The 15,684-nt window shown below is 65.2% G+C and carries 12 protein-coding genes; 1 reads left to right on the top strand and 11 read right to left on the bottom strand.

What is annotated here, in order from left to right; genetic code table 11:
• Positions 1 to 233 precede the first annotated feature (233 nt).
• On the bottom strand, positions 234 to 1,451 hold the full coding sequence (gene argJ, locus G7007_RS03290) for a bifunctional glutamate N-acetyltransferase/amino-acid acetyltransferase ArgJ (RefSeq protein ID WP_181099003.1): 1,218 nt from the start codon (positions 1,449 to 1,451) through the stop codon (positions 234 to 236).
• A 124-nt stretch (positions 1,452 to 1,575) separates the two neighbouring features.
• Entirely contained in the window at positions 1,576 to 4,314 is a 2,739-nt protein-coding gene (gene secA, locus G7007_RS03285; RefSeq protein WP_181099002.1) for a preprotein translocase subunit SecA, read from the bottom strand.
• A gap of 396 nt (positions 4,315 to 4,710) precedes the next feature.
• Between secA and G7007_RS03280 the strand changes: the two genes are divergently transcribed.
• Complete coding sequence (locus G7007_RS03280; protein ID WP_181099001.1) at positions 4,711 to 5,166, top strand: DUF721 domain-containing protein; 456 nt, start codon at positions 4,711 to 4,713, stop codon at positions 5,164 to 5,166.
• 58 nt (positions 5,167 to 5,224) lie between these two features.
• On the opposite strand, the gene lpxC is transcribed toward G7007_RS03280, so the two are convergent.
• The 9 genes from lpxC to murD form a co-directional block, all read right to left on the bottom strand.
• Positions 5,225 to 6,136, bottom strand: coding sequence for a UDP-3-O-acyl-N-acetylglucosamine deacetylase (gene lpxC, locus G7007_RS03275; RefSeq protein WP_060392679.1), 912 nt, complete (start codon positions 6,134 to 6,136; stop codon positions 5,225 to 5,227).
• A 112-nt stretch (positions 6,137 to 6,248) separates the two neighbouring features.
• Complete coding sequence (gene ftsZ / locus G7007_RS03270) at positions 6,249 to 7,451, bottom strand: cell division protein FtsZ (protein ID WP_181099000.1); 1,203 nt, start codon at positions 7,449 to 7,451, stop codon at positions 6,249 to 6,251.
• 56 nt (positions 7,452 to 7,507) lie between these two features.
• The gene (gene ftsA, locus G7007_RS03265; RefSeq protein WP_060392677.1) at positions 7,508 to 8,761 is read right to left on the bottom strand and encodes a cell division protein FtsA; all 1,254 of its coding nucleotides are present in this window, start codon (positions 8,759 to 8,761) and stop codon (positions 7,508 to 7,510) included.
• A gap of 15 nt (positions 8,762 to 8,776) precedes the next feature.
• Entirely contained in the window at positions 8,777 to 9,646 is an 870-nt protein-coding gene (locus tag G7007_RS03260) for a cell division protein FtsQ/DivIB (protein ID WP_181098999.1), read from the bottom strand.
• 6 nt (positions 9,647 to 9,652) lie between these two features.
• A complete protein-coding gene (locus G7007_RS03255; RefSeq protein WP_181098998.1) occupies positions 9,653 to 10,612 on the bottom strand; it encodes a D-alanine--D-alanine ligase in 960 nt (319 codons plus the stop codon).
• Entirely contained in the window at positions 10,609 to 12,063 is a 1,455-nt protein-coding gene (gene murC / locus G7007_RS03250) for a UDP-N-acetylmuramate--L-alanine ligase (RefSeq protein ID WP_181098997.1), read from the bottom strand. The genes G7007_RS03255 and murC overlap by 4 nt, the downstream gene beginning before the upstream one ends.
• Complete coding sequence (gene murG / locus G7007_RS03245) at positions 12,056 to 13,135, bottom strand: undecaprenyldiphospho-muramoylpentapeptide beta-N-acetylglucosaminyltransferase (RefSeq protein ID WP_181098996.1); 1,080 nt, start codon at positions 13,133 to 13,135, stop codon at positions 12,056 to 12,058. The genes murC and murG overlap by 8 nt, the downstream gene beginning before the upstream one ends.
• Positions 13,125 to 14,339: a putative lipid II flippase FtsW gene (ftsW, locus tag G7007_RS03240; protein ID WP_060392672.1), complete on the bottom strand. Its 1,215-nt coding sequence runs from the start codon at positions 14,337 to 14,339 to the stop codon at positions 13,125 to 13,127. Before ftsW ends, murG begins: the two co-directional genes overlap by 11 nt.
• The gene (gene murD, locus G7007_RS03235; RefSeq protein ID WP_181098995.1) at positions 14,336 to 15,682 is read right to left on the bottom strand and encodes a UDP-N-acetylmuramoyl-L-alanine--D-glutamate ligase; all 1,347 of its coding nucleotides are present in this window, start codon (positions 15,680 to 15,682) and stop codon (positions 14,336 to 14,338) included. The genes ftsW and murD overlap by 4 nt, the downstream gene beginning before the upstream one ends.
• Between the last annotated feature and the right edge of the window lie 2 nt (positions 15,683 to 15,684).

Genomic DNA, 15,684 nt, shown 5'->3' with positions numbered 1-15,684 from the left:
GCGCGCCCTCCTCACGGTGCCGGGCATCGCGCGAGGCGAAGTCCGCGCAAGACGTTGAACGACAGGCCAGCGATGAACGCGAAGAGGACGCGTACGGCGCGAGGCCGAGGATCAGGTGATGGCGCATGGGGAACTCCCTGGGATATCGCAGACGATGAGGCAGACGGGCCACAGGCCCGATGCCCGTCGCCGCGCTCGTGGATCACGGGCGGCGGCGGGCGAAGGACGATCGATCAGGTCCGGTATTCGGCGTTGATCTTCACGTACTCGTGGGACAGGTCGGTGGTCCAGATCGTTTCGCTGCACGCGCCACGGCCCAGGTCGATGCGGATGGTGATCTCTTCCTGCGCCATGACCGCAGCGCCCTGCTCTTCCGTGTAGCTCGGGCTGCGCCCGCCCTGGCTGGCGATGCACACGTCACCCAGGTACACGTCGATCAGGCTGACGTCGAGTTCCGGCACACCGGCACGGCCCACGGCCGCCAGGATACGGCCCCAGTTGGGGTCGGAGGCGAACAGCGCGGTCTTGATCAACGGCGAATGCGCCACGGCATACCCGACATCCAGGCACTCCTGGTGGTTGCCACCGCCATTGACCTGCACGGTGACGAACTTGGTCGCGCCTTCGCCGTCACGGACGATGGCCTGGGCCACCTCCATGCACACCTCGAACACGGCGGCCTTCAACGCCTCGAACAGCGCACCGCTGGCCTCGGTGATTTCCGGCAGGTCGGCCTTGCCGGTGGCGATCAGCATGCAGCAGTCGTTGGTCGAGGTGTCGCCGTCGATGGTGATGCGGTTGAACGACTTGTTGGCGCCGTCGAGCATCAGGTCCTTCAGCACGCCTGGGGCGACCTTGGCGTCGGTGGCGATGTAGCCGAGCATGGTGGCCATGTTCGGGCGGATCATGCCCGCGCCCTTGCTGATGCCGGTCACGGTGACGGTGACGCCCGCGTGCTGGAACTGGCGGCTGGCGCCCTTGGGCAAGGTGTCGGTGGTCATGATGCCCGTGGCGGCGTCGGCCCAGTTGTCTTCCGACAGGTCATCCAGCGCGGCCTGCAAGGCGCCTTCGATCTTTTCCACCGGCAGGGGTTCGCCGATGACGCCCGTGGAGAACGGCAGCACCGCACTGGCGTCGACACCCGCCAGGTCGGCCAGGGTCGCACAGGTGCGCTCGGCAGCCGCCAGGCCCGGCGCGCCCGTGCCAGCGTTGGCGTTGCCGGTGTTGGTCAGCAGGTAGCGCACGGAGCCCTGCACGCGCTGCTTGGCCAGGATGACCGGCGCGGCGCAGAACGCGTTGAGGGTGAACACACCGGCCACGCTGGCGCCTTCGGCGCAGCGCATGACGACCACATCCTTGCGTCCGGGACGCTTGATGCCCGCCGAAGCGATGCCAAGTTCGAAACCGGGAACCGGGTGCAAGGTAGGCAGGGGACCAAGACCAACAGCCATGTAAGCGCTCCTAGGTAGATAGATCGCACAGAGTAAGGCGAAGCAGCAGAAGGAACAACGCCGCGACGGTCGAAACCGGCGCGGCGCAGTGTTCAGTAGCGGGGTATCGCGGGGTCAGGACCGATCAGTCGATCTGGCCATGGCAATGCTTGAACTTCTTGCCCGAACCACACCAGCACGGCTCGTTGCGACCCAGTTTCTGGTCATTGCGCACGGGCGCGGTGGCGACGGCAGTATCGGCAGCCTCGCCTTCCACGACCGGCTGCTCTTCCAGACCTGGCGCCTCGGCGTGCTCGAAGTGCATGCGGCTGGCCAACTCCTCGGCATCGCGGCGCAGACGCGCCTCTTCCTCGGCAGGGTCTTCGCGGCGCACCTGAACGTGCGAGAGCACACGGATGGCGTCGCGCTTGATCGAGTCGAGCAGTTCCTGGAACAGGGTGAAGGACTCGCGCTTGTATTCCTGCTTGGGGTTCTTCTGCGCATAACCGCGCAGGTGGATGCCGTGACGCAGGTGGTCCATGGTCGACAGGTGGTCCTTCCACAGGTCGTCCAGCACGCGCAGCACGATCTGCTTCTCGAACGAGCGCAGCGCCTCGGCACCGGCCTGGTCTTCCTTCTCGTGGTAGGCGGTGGTGATCTCGCTCAGCAGCTTCTCGCGCAGGGTCTCTTCGTACAGGCGCTCGTCGTCGTCGAGCCACTGCTGGATCGGCAGCTTGATCGCGAAATCGCTGGCCAGCGCCGCTTCCAGACCGGCCACGTCCCACTGCTCGGGCAGCGACTGCGGCGGGATGTGCTGGCTGATGGTGGCATCGAGCACTTCCTGGCGGAACGCGGTGATGGTTTCGCCGATGTTCTCGGCCGCCAGCAGGCTGTTGCGCATGTGGTAGATCACCTTGCGCTGCTCGTTGGCGACGTCGTCGTATTCGAGCAACTGCTTGCGGATGTCGAAGTTGCGGCCTTCGACCTTGCGCTGGGCCTTCTCGATGGCGTTGGTGACCATGCGGTGTTCGATGGCCTCGCCGGACTGCATGCCCAGGGCCTTCATGAAGTTCTTCACGCGGTCGGAGGCGAAGATGCGCATCAGGCTGTCTTCGAGCGACAGGTAGAAGCGGCTGGAACCGGCGTCGCCCTGACGGCCGGCACGGCCACGCAGCTGGTTGTCGATCCGGCGCGATTCGTGACGCTCGGAGGCGATCACGTGCAGGCCACCGGCTTCCAGCACTTGCTGGTGACGCTTCTGCCAGTCGGCCTTGATCTGGGCGATCTGCTCGGCGGTCGGGTTGTCCAGTGCGGCGACTTCGGCTTCCCAGTTGCCGCCCAGCAGGATGTCGGTACCACGACCGGCCATGTTGGTGGCGATGGTCAGCGCGCCGGGACGACCCGCCTGGGCGATGATCTCGGCTTCCTTCTCGTGGTACTTGGCGTTGAGCACCTTGTGCTCGATGCCTTCCTTGACCAGCAGGTTGGCCATGTGCTCGGACGTCTCGATGGTCGCGGTACCGACCAGCACCGGACGGCCCTGGGCCATGCTTTCCTTGATGTCGGCGATGATCGCGGCGTACTTCTCGTCGGCGGTCAGGTACACCAGGTCGTTGAAGTCCTTGCGCGCCAACGGCTTGTTCGGCGGGATGACCATCACGTTGAGGTTGTAGATCTGGGCGAACTCGAACGCCTCGGTGTCGGCGGTGCCGGTCATGCCCGACAGCTTGGTGTAGAGACGGAAGTAGTTCTGGAAGGTGGTCGATGCCAGGGTCTGGCTCTCGGCCTGGATGTTGAGGTTTTCCTTGGCCTCGATGGCCTGGTGCAGGCCCTCGGACAGGCGACGGCCCGGCATGGTGCGGCCGGTGTGCTCGTCGATCAGCAGCACCTGGCCGTCCTGCACGATGTACTCGACGTTGCGGTGGAACAGCTTGTGCGCGCGCAGACCGGCGTACACGTGGGTCAGCAGGCCCAGGTTGTGCGCCGAGTACAGGCTCTCGCCCTCGGCCAGTAGGCCGGACTGGGTGAGCATCTCTTCGATGAACTGGTGCCCGGCCTCGTTGAGTTCGACCTGACGGGTCTTCTCGTCGATGGTGTAGTGGCCTTCCTGGGTCACCTGGCCTTCGACTTCCTCGATGTGCTGGGTCAGGCGCGGGATCAGGCGGTTGATCTCGATGTACAGCTTGGAGCTGTCTTCGGCCTGGCCGGAGATGATCAGCGGGGTACGGGCTTCGTCGATGAGGATCGAGTCGACTTCGTCGATCACGGCGAAGTTGAGTTCGCGCTGGAATTTCTCGTCCTGGCTGAACGCCATGTTGTCGCGCAGGTAGTCGAAGCCGAATTCGTTGTTGGTGCCGTAGGTGATGTCGGCGGCGTAGGCGGCGCGCTTGTCTTCCGGCGGCTGGAAGGCCGAGACGATACCCACGGTCAGGCCGAGGAATTCGTACAGCGGACGCATCCAGTTGGCGTCGCGGCCCGCCAGGTAGTCGTTGACCGTGACCACGTGCACGCCCTTGCCGGACAGTGCGTTGAGGTAGACGGCCAGGGTACCGACCAGGGTCTTGCCCTCACCGGTGCGCATCTCGGCGATCATGCCTTCGTGCAGCGTCATGCCGCCGATCAGCTGGACATCGAAGTGACGCATGCCCATGACACGCTTGCCGGCCTCACGGGCCACGGCGAACGCTTCGGGCAGCAACTGGTCGAGCGTCTCGCCTTTGGCCAAGCGCTCCTTGAACTCTGCGGTCTTGGCACGCAGTTGCTCATCGGACAAGGCCACCATCTTCTCTTCGAAGGCATTGACGGTGTTCACCGTCTTGAGCATGCGTTTGACTTCACGCTCGTTCTTGCTTCCAAAAAGTTTTTTTAACAAAGGCGCAAACATATCGGCAGGATCTTCCACACGTGGGGATGGAGGGCGGCCCCGTGAAGTCGCCCGTGCAGCCGGAGGCCGCATGCGAACGAGCATTCTACCCGGAAACGATGGTGAGGAAAGTGGCGGATGTCCACGATACTGGCACAGCGCTGTGACGGGGCTCTTGTAAGATAAGGACGATTCCGGGGAGTTCAAGGCATGAGGAAAAAGCGGTGAGCCGTGCGCTTGACGCCGATCAACGAAGTCCACCCCAGGGAAGCCCAGCCGTCGTCCTGGTGCCGCCTGTGGGAACGGGCTTACCCGCGCCCACAAAGGGCTGAACATCGGCCTGCCACGTGCAGCGTGCCACTCCCCGCTTCCCCGTCTGGTAAGCTAACCCCCACGTCCACGTCGGTTGTTCTATCCATGGCCTACAAGCCCTCCCCCGCCCGCCCGCCGTCCGAACTGCTGCGTGGCGCGCGTCCGCTCAAGCTGCTGCTCAACCAGGCCCAGCGTCTGGCGCATTTGCAGCGCCTGCTGGAAAGCCAGCTGCAGCCGGCGGCACGCGCCCATTGCCATATCGCGGCATGGCGCGACGGCGTCCTGTCGCTGGTGGTCACCGACGGGCATTGGGCCACGCGCCTGCGTTATCAGCAAAAACGCCTGCAACGCCAGCTCCAGGCACTGGAGGCCTTTGGCAACCTGCAGAAAATCCGCTTTCAGGTCCGCCCCCCTCTGGTGTCTGCACCCCGGATCAGTCAGCCATTGGTGCTATCGAACGATGCGGCCGCCAGCATCCGTGACTCGGCCGAAGGGATCAGCGATCCGCGCTTGCGGCAGGCCTTGGAGCGTCTGGCCAAACACGCGCCGGCCAAACCCTGACCCCACGAAAAAGGCCGCCCCGGAGGGCGGCCTTTTCAGTGCATCGCAGAACGATCGCTTACACGGCGGCGACAGGCCGCATGTAGGAAATCGGCGCCGTGCTGGCGTCTTCGAACGTCACGACTTCCCAGGCATCGGTCTCGTCGATCAGGCGGCGCAACAGCTTGTTGTTCAGCGCGTGGCCGGACTTGAAGCCATAGAACTCGCCAATCAGGCTCTTGCCCAGCAGGTACAGGTCGCCGATGGCGTCGAGGATCTTGTGCTTGACGAATTCGTCCTCGTACCGCAGGCCATCTTCGTTGAGTACACCGCTCTCGTCGACGACGATGGCGTTGGCCACGCTGCCACCCAATGCGCGATTGTGCTTGCGCATGTATTCCAGGTCGCGCATGAAGCCGAACGTACGGGCGCGGCTGACTTCCTTGACGAACGAGGTGCTGGAGAAGTCGACGCTGGCCGTCTGCGTGCGGTTGCGCAGCACCGGGTGGTCGAAGTCTATTTCGAAACTCACCTTGAAGCCCTCGAACGGCTTGAAGGTGGCGCGCTTGTCGCCGTCGGTGACGGTGACTTCACGCAGAATCCGGATGAATTTCTTCGGCGCGTCCTGCTCTTCCAGGCCGGCCGACTGAATCAGAAACACGAATGGACCGGCGCTGCCGTCCATGATCGGGACTTCCGACGCGGAAAGCTCCACATAGGCATTGTCGATGCCCAGGCCCGCCATGGCCGACAGCAGGTGCTCGACGGTATCGACCTTCACTCCACCGTCGACCAGGGTCGTCGACATGGTGGTCTCACCGACGTTCTTCGCCCAGGCGGCGATTTCCACGACCGGGTTCAGGTCGGCGCGGCGAAAGACGATGCCAGTGTCGACAGGCGCGGGCTTGAGGGTCAGGTAGACCTTTTCCCCCGAGTGCAGGCCGACGCCTGTGGCACGGATGGTATTCTTCAGGGTGCGTTGTCTAATCATGGCTTCGGCCGCTTCAGCGCAAATTGCGAACAGGTATCAACAAAGGCCAGGGATGATAACAGACCCGACCTTTGCTGAACACCAATCACCTGCATAGCCCTGATAAATTCCATCAATCGGCCTGACGGCGCAGGAAGGCTGGAATGTCCAGGTAATCCAGGTCGTCTTGCGGGTTGAGCTTGGCAGCGGCTGCGGCACCTTGGTGCGCCTGGTTGCGCATGACGGTCGGGCGCTCGAGGTCGCGGTAGTTGACCGACGACTGCTCGTTGCGTACGGGCGCCGGTGCCGGGGTCTGCTGGGAGGCCGAAGCGGCCGTCGACTGCAGCGTGTTGTCGATCACCTTGACCGGCTTCTCGATGCGCGCGCCCAGGCCGGTGGCCACGACGGTCACGTGCAGCTCGTCGCGCATGTCCGGGTCGATGACGGTACCGACCTTGACCATGGCGTGGTCGGAGGCGAAGGCCTCGATGATGCTACCAACGTCGGAGTATTCGCCCAGGGACAGGTCGGGACCGGCGGTGATGTTGACCAGGATGCCGCGGGCGCCTTGCAGGTTGACGTCTTCGAGCAGCGGGTTGCGGATGGCCGCTTCGGTCGCTTCGCGCGCACGGTTCGGACCGCTGGCGCAGCCGGTGCCCATCATGGCCATGCCCATCTCGCCCATCACGGTGCGCACGTCGGCGAAGTCGACGTTGATCATGCCGGGACGCTTGATGATGTCGGAGATACCGCGCACGGCACCGGCCAGTACGTCATCGGCCTTGGCGAAAGCGGACAGCAGGCTGGCGTCCTTGCCGAGAATGGTCAGCAGTTTTTCGTTGGGAATGGTGATCAGCGAGTCGACGCTCTCGGCCAGCGAGCGAATCCCCTCGTCGGCGATCTGCATGCGCTTGCGGCCTTCGAACGGGAACGGACGCGTGACCACGGCCACGGTCAGGATGCCCATCTCCTTCGCCACTTCGGCGATGATCGGGGCCGCACCGGTGCCGGTACCGCCACCCATGCCGGTGGTGATGAACACCATGTTGGTGCCTTGCAGCACTTCGGCGATGCGTTCGCGGTCTTCCAGCGCGGCCTGACGACCGACTTCCGGGTTGGCGCCAGCGCCCAAGCCCTTGGTGACCCCGGTCCCCAGCTGCAGGATAGTGCGCGCACCAATGTTCTTGAGCGCCTGAGCATCGGTGTTGGCGCAGATGAACTCGACGCCTTCGATGTTGCTCTTGACCATGTGGTTGACGGCGTTGCCACCGCCGCCACCGACGCCGATCACCTTGATGACCGGGCTTTGCGGGACGTTGTCTACGAGCTCGAACATTTTCCCTCTCCTTACATTCTCTAGTTTTGTGCGCCTGCCACTACTGCTTTTGAAACTTAGAAATTGCCTTGGACCCAGCGCTTGAAGCGCTCAAGCACTGGGGCCTTCGTTTCTTCGCCGTAACTGTTGCCGCCGTGCCCGGCCTGCGGGATGTCGTCGGACTGCTTCTGCAGACCGTAGGCGAGCAATCCCACGCCTGTGGAATAGATCGGGTTGCGCACGACGTCGCTCAGCCCCCGAACGCTATGCGGTACGCCCAGGCGCACCGGCATGTGGAAAATTTCTTCGGCCAGTTCCACGGCACCTTCCATCTTCGCGGTACCACCGGTCAACACGATGCCCGCAGGCACCAGGTCTTCATAGCCGCTGCGGCGCAATTCTGCCTGGATCAAGGTGAAAAGCTCGTCGTAGCGCGGCTCGACCACTTCGGCCAAGGCTTGACGCGACAACTCGCGCGGTGGGCGATCACCGACGCTCGGCACCTTGATCGTTTCGCCCGCGCTGGCCAGTTTGGCCAGGGCGCAGGCATAACGGATCTTGATCTCCTCAGCGTACTGGGTCGGCGTGCGCAAGGCCATGGCAATGTCGTTGGTAACCTGATCACCGGCAATGGGAATCACGGCTGTGTGACGAATGGCACCTTCGGTGAAGATGGCGATGTCGGTCGTGCCGCCGCCGATGTCCACCAGGCACACGCCCAGCTCTTTCTCGTCGTCGGTCAGCACCGAGTAGGCCGAAGCCAGTTGCTCGAGGATGATGTCGTCGATTTCCAGGCCACAGCGACGCACGCACTTCTCGATGTTCTGCGCGGCGTTGACCGCACAGGTCACCACGTGCACCTTGGCTTCCAGACGTACGCCGGACATGCCCAGGGGCTCACGCACGCCTTCCTGGTTGTCGATCACGTAGTCCTGCGGCAGGGTGTGCAGGACGCGTTGATCGGCCGGGATGGCGACGGCCTGGGCGGCGTCCAGCACACGCTCCAGGTCGGCGGTGCTGACCTCGCGGTCGCGGATGGCGACGATGCCGTGGGAGTTCAGGCTGCGGATGTGGTTGCCCGCCACGCCGACGAAGGCCGAGTGGATGCGGCAGCCGGCCATCAGCTGGGCTTCTTCCACGGCGCGCTGAATCGACTGCACGGTCGATTCGATGTTCACCACCACGCCCTTCTTCAGGCCGCGGGACGGGTGGGTCCCGATGCCGACGATTTCCAGCGTCCCGTCTTCACCGACTTCGCCCACCAGCGCCACCACCTTGGAGGTGCCGATGTCCAGCCCGACGATCATCTTTCCGCTATGCGCGTTTGCCATTTGTCCTGCCTCTCTCTAATTCTTGGCAACGGCGGGTTGGGCCGTCGTCGGTGCAATCGGTTCCCGCCAACCAACGGCCAGGCCGTTGGCGTAACGCAGATCGATGCGGGCGATGTGGGTGATCTGCTCTTTGAGTGTCTTGTCGTAAATGGCAATGAAACGGCGCATCTTTTCTACCAGGTGGTCACGTCCCAACAGTAATTCGATCCCCGGCCCGGCGGTGCCGGAGCCGGTGGTGAGGAACCAGCTGCCGCGCTCGCGCAGCTCCAGCCGGGCAATGGAGAAGCCCAGCGGACGCAGCATCTGGCTCAGCACCTGGTATTGCTGCATGACCTGCTGCGGCGCACGCTGCGGCCCGGCCAGCTTGGGCAGGTGTTCGTAGTTGGCCAGCTCGCGCGGCGCGAAGGCCTGGCCCTGGTTGTTGAGCAAGGCGTCGTCGCCCCACCGCGCCACGGGCAGTTGCTCTTCGAGCCGCACCACGACCTCGTCCGGCCAGACACGGCGCATTTCGGCATGGGCGATCCAGGGCATCTGCTCGAGTTCGGCGCGCATCGCGCTCAGGTCGACGGTGAAGAAGCTGGCGGCGACGTACGGGGCGATCCGCTGCTGCACGGCCTGCTGGCTGATGTAGCTCAGGTCGCCCTGCACGGCGATCTTGGTGATGGGACGGTCGGCATAGGGCATCAGGCGAATGGCGCCCTCGTAGGCGCCGAAACCTGCCGCCACCAGCAGCACGGGCCAGAACAGCCGCTTGAAGAAGCCGAAGTGGGTCTTCTTCAGGCGCGCCGCGACCGGCTCCTCAGCCACCAGACGACTGGCACCACGCGGCACCGGCTTGTTGCGGCCGGGGGCGGGTTGCTGCTGACGTACCATCGCGCCTTGCATGGCTCGTTAACCTCGTTTCTCGACGCTGTCCGCCAGGATCGCCAGCACCAGTTGCTGGAAGTCCAGGCCGGCAGCACGCGCCGCCATGGGCACCAGGCTATGATCGGTCATGCCCGGTGCGGTGTTGACTTCGAGCAGCCAGAACCGGCCCTGCTCGTCCTGCATGACGTCGAGTCGCCCCCAGCCTTCGATGCCGATGGCCTCGCAGGCACGTGCGGTCAGCTCGACCAGTTCCTGCTCACGCTCACTGCTCAATCCGCACGGAATGCGGTACTGCGTGTCGTTGGCCAGGTACTTGGCATCGTAGTCGTAGAACACGTGCGGCGTGCCGAGGGCGATTGGCGGCAACACCTGCCCGCGCAATACGCTGATGGTGTACTCGGGGCCGTGAATCCATTGCTCGACGAGTACCTGCGAATCGTACGTGGCAGCCTCCTTCCATGCGGTGACCAGTTCCTGCACGCTGTTCACCTTGGCCATGCCGATACTTGAACCTTCATGCGCGGGTTTGACGATCAAAGGAAAGCCCAGTTCCTGGCCAGCGGAAAAACAATCGTTTTCGCTGCCCAGCACGGCGTGACGTGGCGTGGGAATGCCCAGGCTCTGCCAGACCTGCTTGGTGCGCAATTTGTCCATGGCCAGGGCCGAGGCCAGGATGCCGCTGCCGGTGTAGGGAATGCCCAGGCACTCCAGCAGACCTTGCATGCTGCCGTCTTCGCCGCCACGGCCATGCAGGATGATGAAGGCGCGGTCGATGCGTTCCTGCTGCAGGCGGGTCAGCAGGTCGTCGCCGACATCGATGCCGAATGCATCGACGCCACCGCTCTGCAAGGCGTCGAGCACGGCGGCGCCGGACTTGAGCGATACCTCACGTTCGGCGCTCGTGCCGCCGTACAGCACCGCGACTCGGCCGAAGGCCTTGGGGTCGAGGGTCGAATGCAGGGCTTGGTACTGGGCCGCCGTCATGTCGAATGCTCCTGGTTCACCTGGGCAGCCGCGAACAGCGGGCTGCGCAACAATTGCGGAGCCAGGCCGCCGATGTCGCCGGCGCCTTGGCAGATGAGGATGTCACCGGCACGCAGCATCGGCTTGACCACGGGGGCCAGCTCGGTGCCACGCTCGATGTAGACCGGGTCGAGTTGGCCACGCTGGCGAATGCTGTGGCACAACTGGCGGCTGTCGGCGCCCGGGATCGGTTCTTCGCCCGCCGGGTAGACTTCCATCAGCAGCAGCACGTTGGCATCGCCCAGCACCTGGACGAAATCGTCGTACAGGTCGCGGGTACGGCTGTAGCGGTGCGGCTGGTACACCATCACCAGGCGGCGCTCCGGCCAGCCGCCACGCACGGCCTTGATCACGGCGGCGACTTCGGTCGGGTGGTGACCATAGTCGTCCACCAGCATCACGCTGCCACCGTCCACCGGCAGCTCGCCGTAGACCTGGAAGCGTCGACCGACGCCCTGGAAGCCCGACAGGCCCTGGACGATGGCTTCGTCGCTGATGCCCTCGTCGGTGGCGATGGCGATGGTCGCCAAGGCGTTGAGCACGTTGTGGTTGCCGGGCATGTTCACCGACACGTCCAGCGGCGCACGATCACGGCGCAGCACGGTGAAGTAGGTCTGCATGCCCTGCTGGCGCACGTTGATGGCGCGCACGTCGGCTTCTTCGCTGAAGCCGTAGGTGACCGACGGGCGCTTGACCTGCGGCAGGATCTCGCGCACCACCGGATCGTCCAGGCACATTACCGCCAGCCCGTAGAACGGCAGGTTGTGCAAGAACTCGACGAAGGTCTTCTTCAACCGGTTGAAGTCACCTTCGTAGGTGGCCATGTGATCGGCATCGATGTTGGTCACCACCGCCACCAGCGGCTGCAGGTGCAGGAAGCTGGCGTCGCTCTCGTCCGCCTCGGCGATCAGGTAGCGGCTGGTGCCCAGCTGCGCGTTGGTACCCGCTGCGTTCAGGCGACCACCGATGACGAAGGTCGGGTCCAGGCCACCGGCGGCGAACACCGACGCCAGCAGGCTGGTGGTGGTGGTCTTGCCGTGGGTGCCGGCGACCGCGATGCCATGGCGGTAGCGCATCAGTTCGGCGAGCATCTCTGCACGCGGCACCACGGGGATACGCCGCTCCAGTGCGGTGGCCACCTCGGGGTTGGCCTTGTTGACCGCGCTGGACACCACCAGTACATCGGCCTTGGCGGCGTTCTCGGCGCGGTGGCCGACGAAGATCTCGGCGCCGAACGACTGCAGTCGCTCGGTCACGGGCGAGGCCTTGAGGTCCGACCCGGACACCTGGTAGCCCAGGTTGAGCAGCACCTCGGCGATGCCACACATGCCGACGCCGCCGATGCCGACGAAGTGGATCGTGCGGATGCGGCGCATCTCGGGTTGCGGCATGGCTTTCTGACTTTCAACCATGGGCGACCTCCAGGCAGAGGTCGACCACGGTGCCGGTTGCGTCAGGCGTGGCCAGGCGGCGTGCGGTGCCGGCCATGGCGTTGAGTTTCTCGGGTTGCATCAGCACCTCGTTCAGGCGTTCAGCGAGCTGCGCTGCGCCGGTTGTCGCTTGTGGCATCAGGAAGGCGGCGCCTTCGCGTGCCAGATAATGAGCGTTGTGGGTCTGGTGATCGTCGATGGCGTGGGGCAAGGGCACCAGCACCGACGGCAGCCCGGCGGCAGCCAGTTCGCTCACGGTCAGCGCGCCGGAGCGGCACACCACCAGGTCGGCCCAGCCATAGGCCTGGGCCATGTCCTTGATGAACGGTTCGACCTGGGCCTCGAGCCCGGCCTCGCGGTAGCGCTCGGCGGTGATCGCGGCATGCTGCCGGCCGGCCTGGTGGAAGACCTCCGGGCGCACCTCGCCCGGCACCTTGGCCAACGCCTGGGGCAGCAGCACGTTCAACGGCTCGGCCCCCAGGCTGCCGCCCAGCACCAGCAGGCGTGCACGGCGCCCGCTCAGGGGCACGCGAGCGTCATTCAGGAACAGCTCGGCGCGCACTGGATTACCGGTGGTGCGGCGTTTCTCGCTCGGCGGGAACGTCTCGGGGAAGGCTTCGCAGACACGTGCCGCCAACGGCGCCAGCAGGCGGTTGGCCGTACCGGCGCGGGCATTCTGTTCATGGATCACCAGCGGCACCCCGCACAGACGCGCCGCCACGCCGCCAGGGCCGGTCACGTACCCCCCGAACCCCAGCACGCAGACCGGCTTGATCTGCCGGATGATGCGTCGGGCCTGGGCCACCGCCTTGACCAGGGTCAATGGCGCCTTGAGCAGGGACAGCTTGCCCTTGCCGCGCAGCCCGGTGACCTGGATCAGGTGCAGGGGCAGCCCCGCCTGGGGCACCAACTCGTTCTCGATGCCGCGCGGCGTGCCCAGCCAGTGCACACGGTAACCGCGGGCCTGGAACTCACGCGCACAGGCCAGGGCCGGGAAGACATGCCCACCCGTGCCGCCGGCCATGATCAATACGTTCTTGCCGTCATCGGCCATGGGCAGGCTCCTCGGCAAAATCACTCTCGTTGAATTCGTGCTCTTCGCTGCCCAGGTGCGTTCGGCTTTCCCACTCGATGCGCAGCAACAGCCCGACGCAGGCGCAGCAGATCACCAGCGAGCTGCCCCCGTAGCTGAGGAAGGGCAAGGTCAGCCCCTTGGTCGGTAGCAGGCCGACGTTCACGCCGATGTTGATCAGGAACTGGCCGATCCACAGGAACGACAGGCCGAAGGCCATGTAGGCCGCGAAGAATTGCTTGGCTTTCTCGGCCCACAGGCCGATGTACAGGGCGCGCACGGTGACGAACACGAACAGGGCCACGGTGACCAGCGAACCGACCACGCCCAGCTCTTCGGCCAGCACCGAGAACACGAAGTCGGTGTGTGCCTCGGGCAGGTAGAACTGCTTCTGCACGCTGTTGCCCAGGCCCACGCCCAGCCATTCGCCACGGCCGAAGGCGATCAGGGCCTGGGTCAGCTGGTAGCCCGAGCCGAACTGGTCGGACCAGGGGTCGGTGAAGGTGATCAGACGGGCCATCCGGTAAGGCTGGGCCTGTACCAGCACGAACACCGCCACCACGGCCAGCACCACCATCAGGCTGAAGCGGAACAGCCCCACCCCGCCGAGGAACAGCATGGCCGCCGCAGCGCCCATCATGACCACGGTAGCGCCGAAGTCAGGCTCCATCAGCAGCAGGCCGGCCATGGGCAGCAGCACGATGAACGGCTTGAAGAAGCCCATCCAGCTCTCACGCACTTCCTGCTGGCGCCGGACCAGGTAACCGGCCAGGTAGATGACCACGAAGACCTTGGCGATCTCCGAGGGCTGCACGTTGAAGAAGCTGAAACCGATCCAGCGCATCGAACCGTTGACCTCACGGCCGATGCCGGGCACCAGCACCAGCACCAGCAGCCCGAAGGCGCAGAGCAACATGGTGAAGCCCATGCGCTGCCAGGTGGCGATCGGCACCAGCATGGTCACGCCGCAGGCGCCGAGGCCCAAGGCCACGTACACCAGGTGGCGGAACATGTGGTACAGCGGGTTGCCGGATTGCACGGCCGCCACTTCCGACGATGCCGAGGTGATCATCACCAGGCCCAGGCCGAGCAATGCCAGGCAGCCGGCCAGGAAGGCGAAGTCCAGGTCGATGCCACGGCCGCTGATCAGCGGCGAGGGATATGGCTTGATGACGTTGAAGATCATGCCAGTGCTCCCACGGCCTGGGCGAACAGACGCCCACGCTCTTCGAAATTGCGGAACATGTCGAGGCTGGCGCAGGCGGGCGACAGCAGTACGGCGTCGCCCGGCAAGGCCAGCGCAGCACAGCGCTGCACGGCCTCGTCAAGGGTGGCCACGCGCACCTGAGGAACCTCGTCGCCCAGCGCCTCGGCCAGGCGCTCGGCGTCTCGCCCCAGCAGCACCACGGCGCGGCAATGACGCGCCACCGGGCCGCGCAGGGCCGAAAAGTCGGCGCCCTTGCCGTCGCCACCGGCGATCAGCACCAGCTTGCCGTCGATGTCGGCGCCCAGGCCTTCGATCGCGGCCAGGGCCGCGCCGACGTTGGTGGCCTTGGAGTCGTCGTACCAGTTCACCGCCTCGCGCTCACGTACCCACTGGCAGCGGTGGGCCAGCCCGGTGAAGGCACGCAGGGCTTCGAGCATCGGTGCGAAGGGAAGACCGACCGCATGGCCCAAGGCCAACGCGGCCAGGGCATTGCTCTGGTTGTGGGCGCCGCGGACCTTCAGCTCGCGAACCGGCATCAAGGGCTGGAATTCGAACGCCAGGTGCTTCTCGCCCGCTACCTCGCGTAGCCCGAACGCCTTGAAGTCCGGCGCATTGAGGCCGAAGGTCCAGCAGGGCTGGCCTTCGACCGGCAACGGTCGGCTCAGGGCGTCCTGACGGTTGACCACCACCTGGCGTGCCCCACGGAAGATCCGGTGCTTGGCCAAGTGGTAGGCCGGCAGGCCGCTGTAGCGGTCCATGTGGTCTTCGCTGATGTTCAGCACGGTCGCCACCTCGGCGTCGAGCTGATCGGTGGTTTCCAGCTGGAAGCTCGACAGCTCGAGCACGTACAGCTCGACATCGTCGTCCAGCAGGTCCAGCGCCGGCGTGCCCAGGTTGCCGCCGACCGCCACACGCTTGCCTGCTTGGGCTGCCATCTCGCCGACCAAGGTGGTCACGGTGCTCTTGGCATTCGAGCCGGTGATGGCCACGATCGGTGCCTTGGTCTGCCGGGCGAACAGTTCGATGTCCCCCGACAGCCGCACGCCCCGCGCTGCCGCCGCTTGCAGTGCAGGCGTGCTCAGGGCCAGGCCCGGGCTGACGTACAGCTCGTCGGCCCGACAGAGGAACTCGACGTCCAGTTCACCGCAGCGCACGTCCACGTTCGGGTAGTCGCGGCGCAGCGTTTCGAGCTCTGGCGGGCGCGCGCGCGTATCGGCGACCGCAAAGGCGATGCCCCGGCTCGCCAGGAAGCGAACCAGGGACATGCCGCTCTTGCCGAGGCCGACGACGATGCGGAAGTGGTCAGATGCGATCAATGACACGC

Origin of the sequence: Pseudomonas entomophila (assembly GCF_013523125.1) — a bacterium.
Classification (GTDB): domain Bacteria; phylum Pseudomonadota; class Gammaproteobacteria; order Pseudomonadales; family Pseudomonadaceae; genus Aquipseudomonas; species Aquipseudomonas entomophila_B.
The sequence above is the reverse complement of the archived record's forward strand: the minus strand, read 5'-3'. Positions and strand labels throughout refer to the sequence as shown.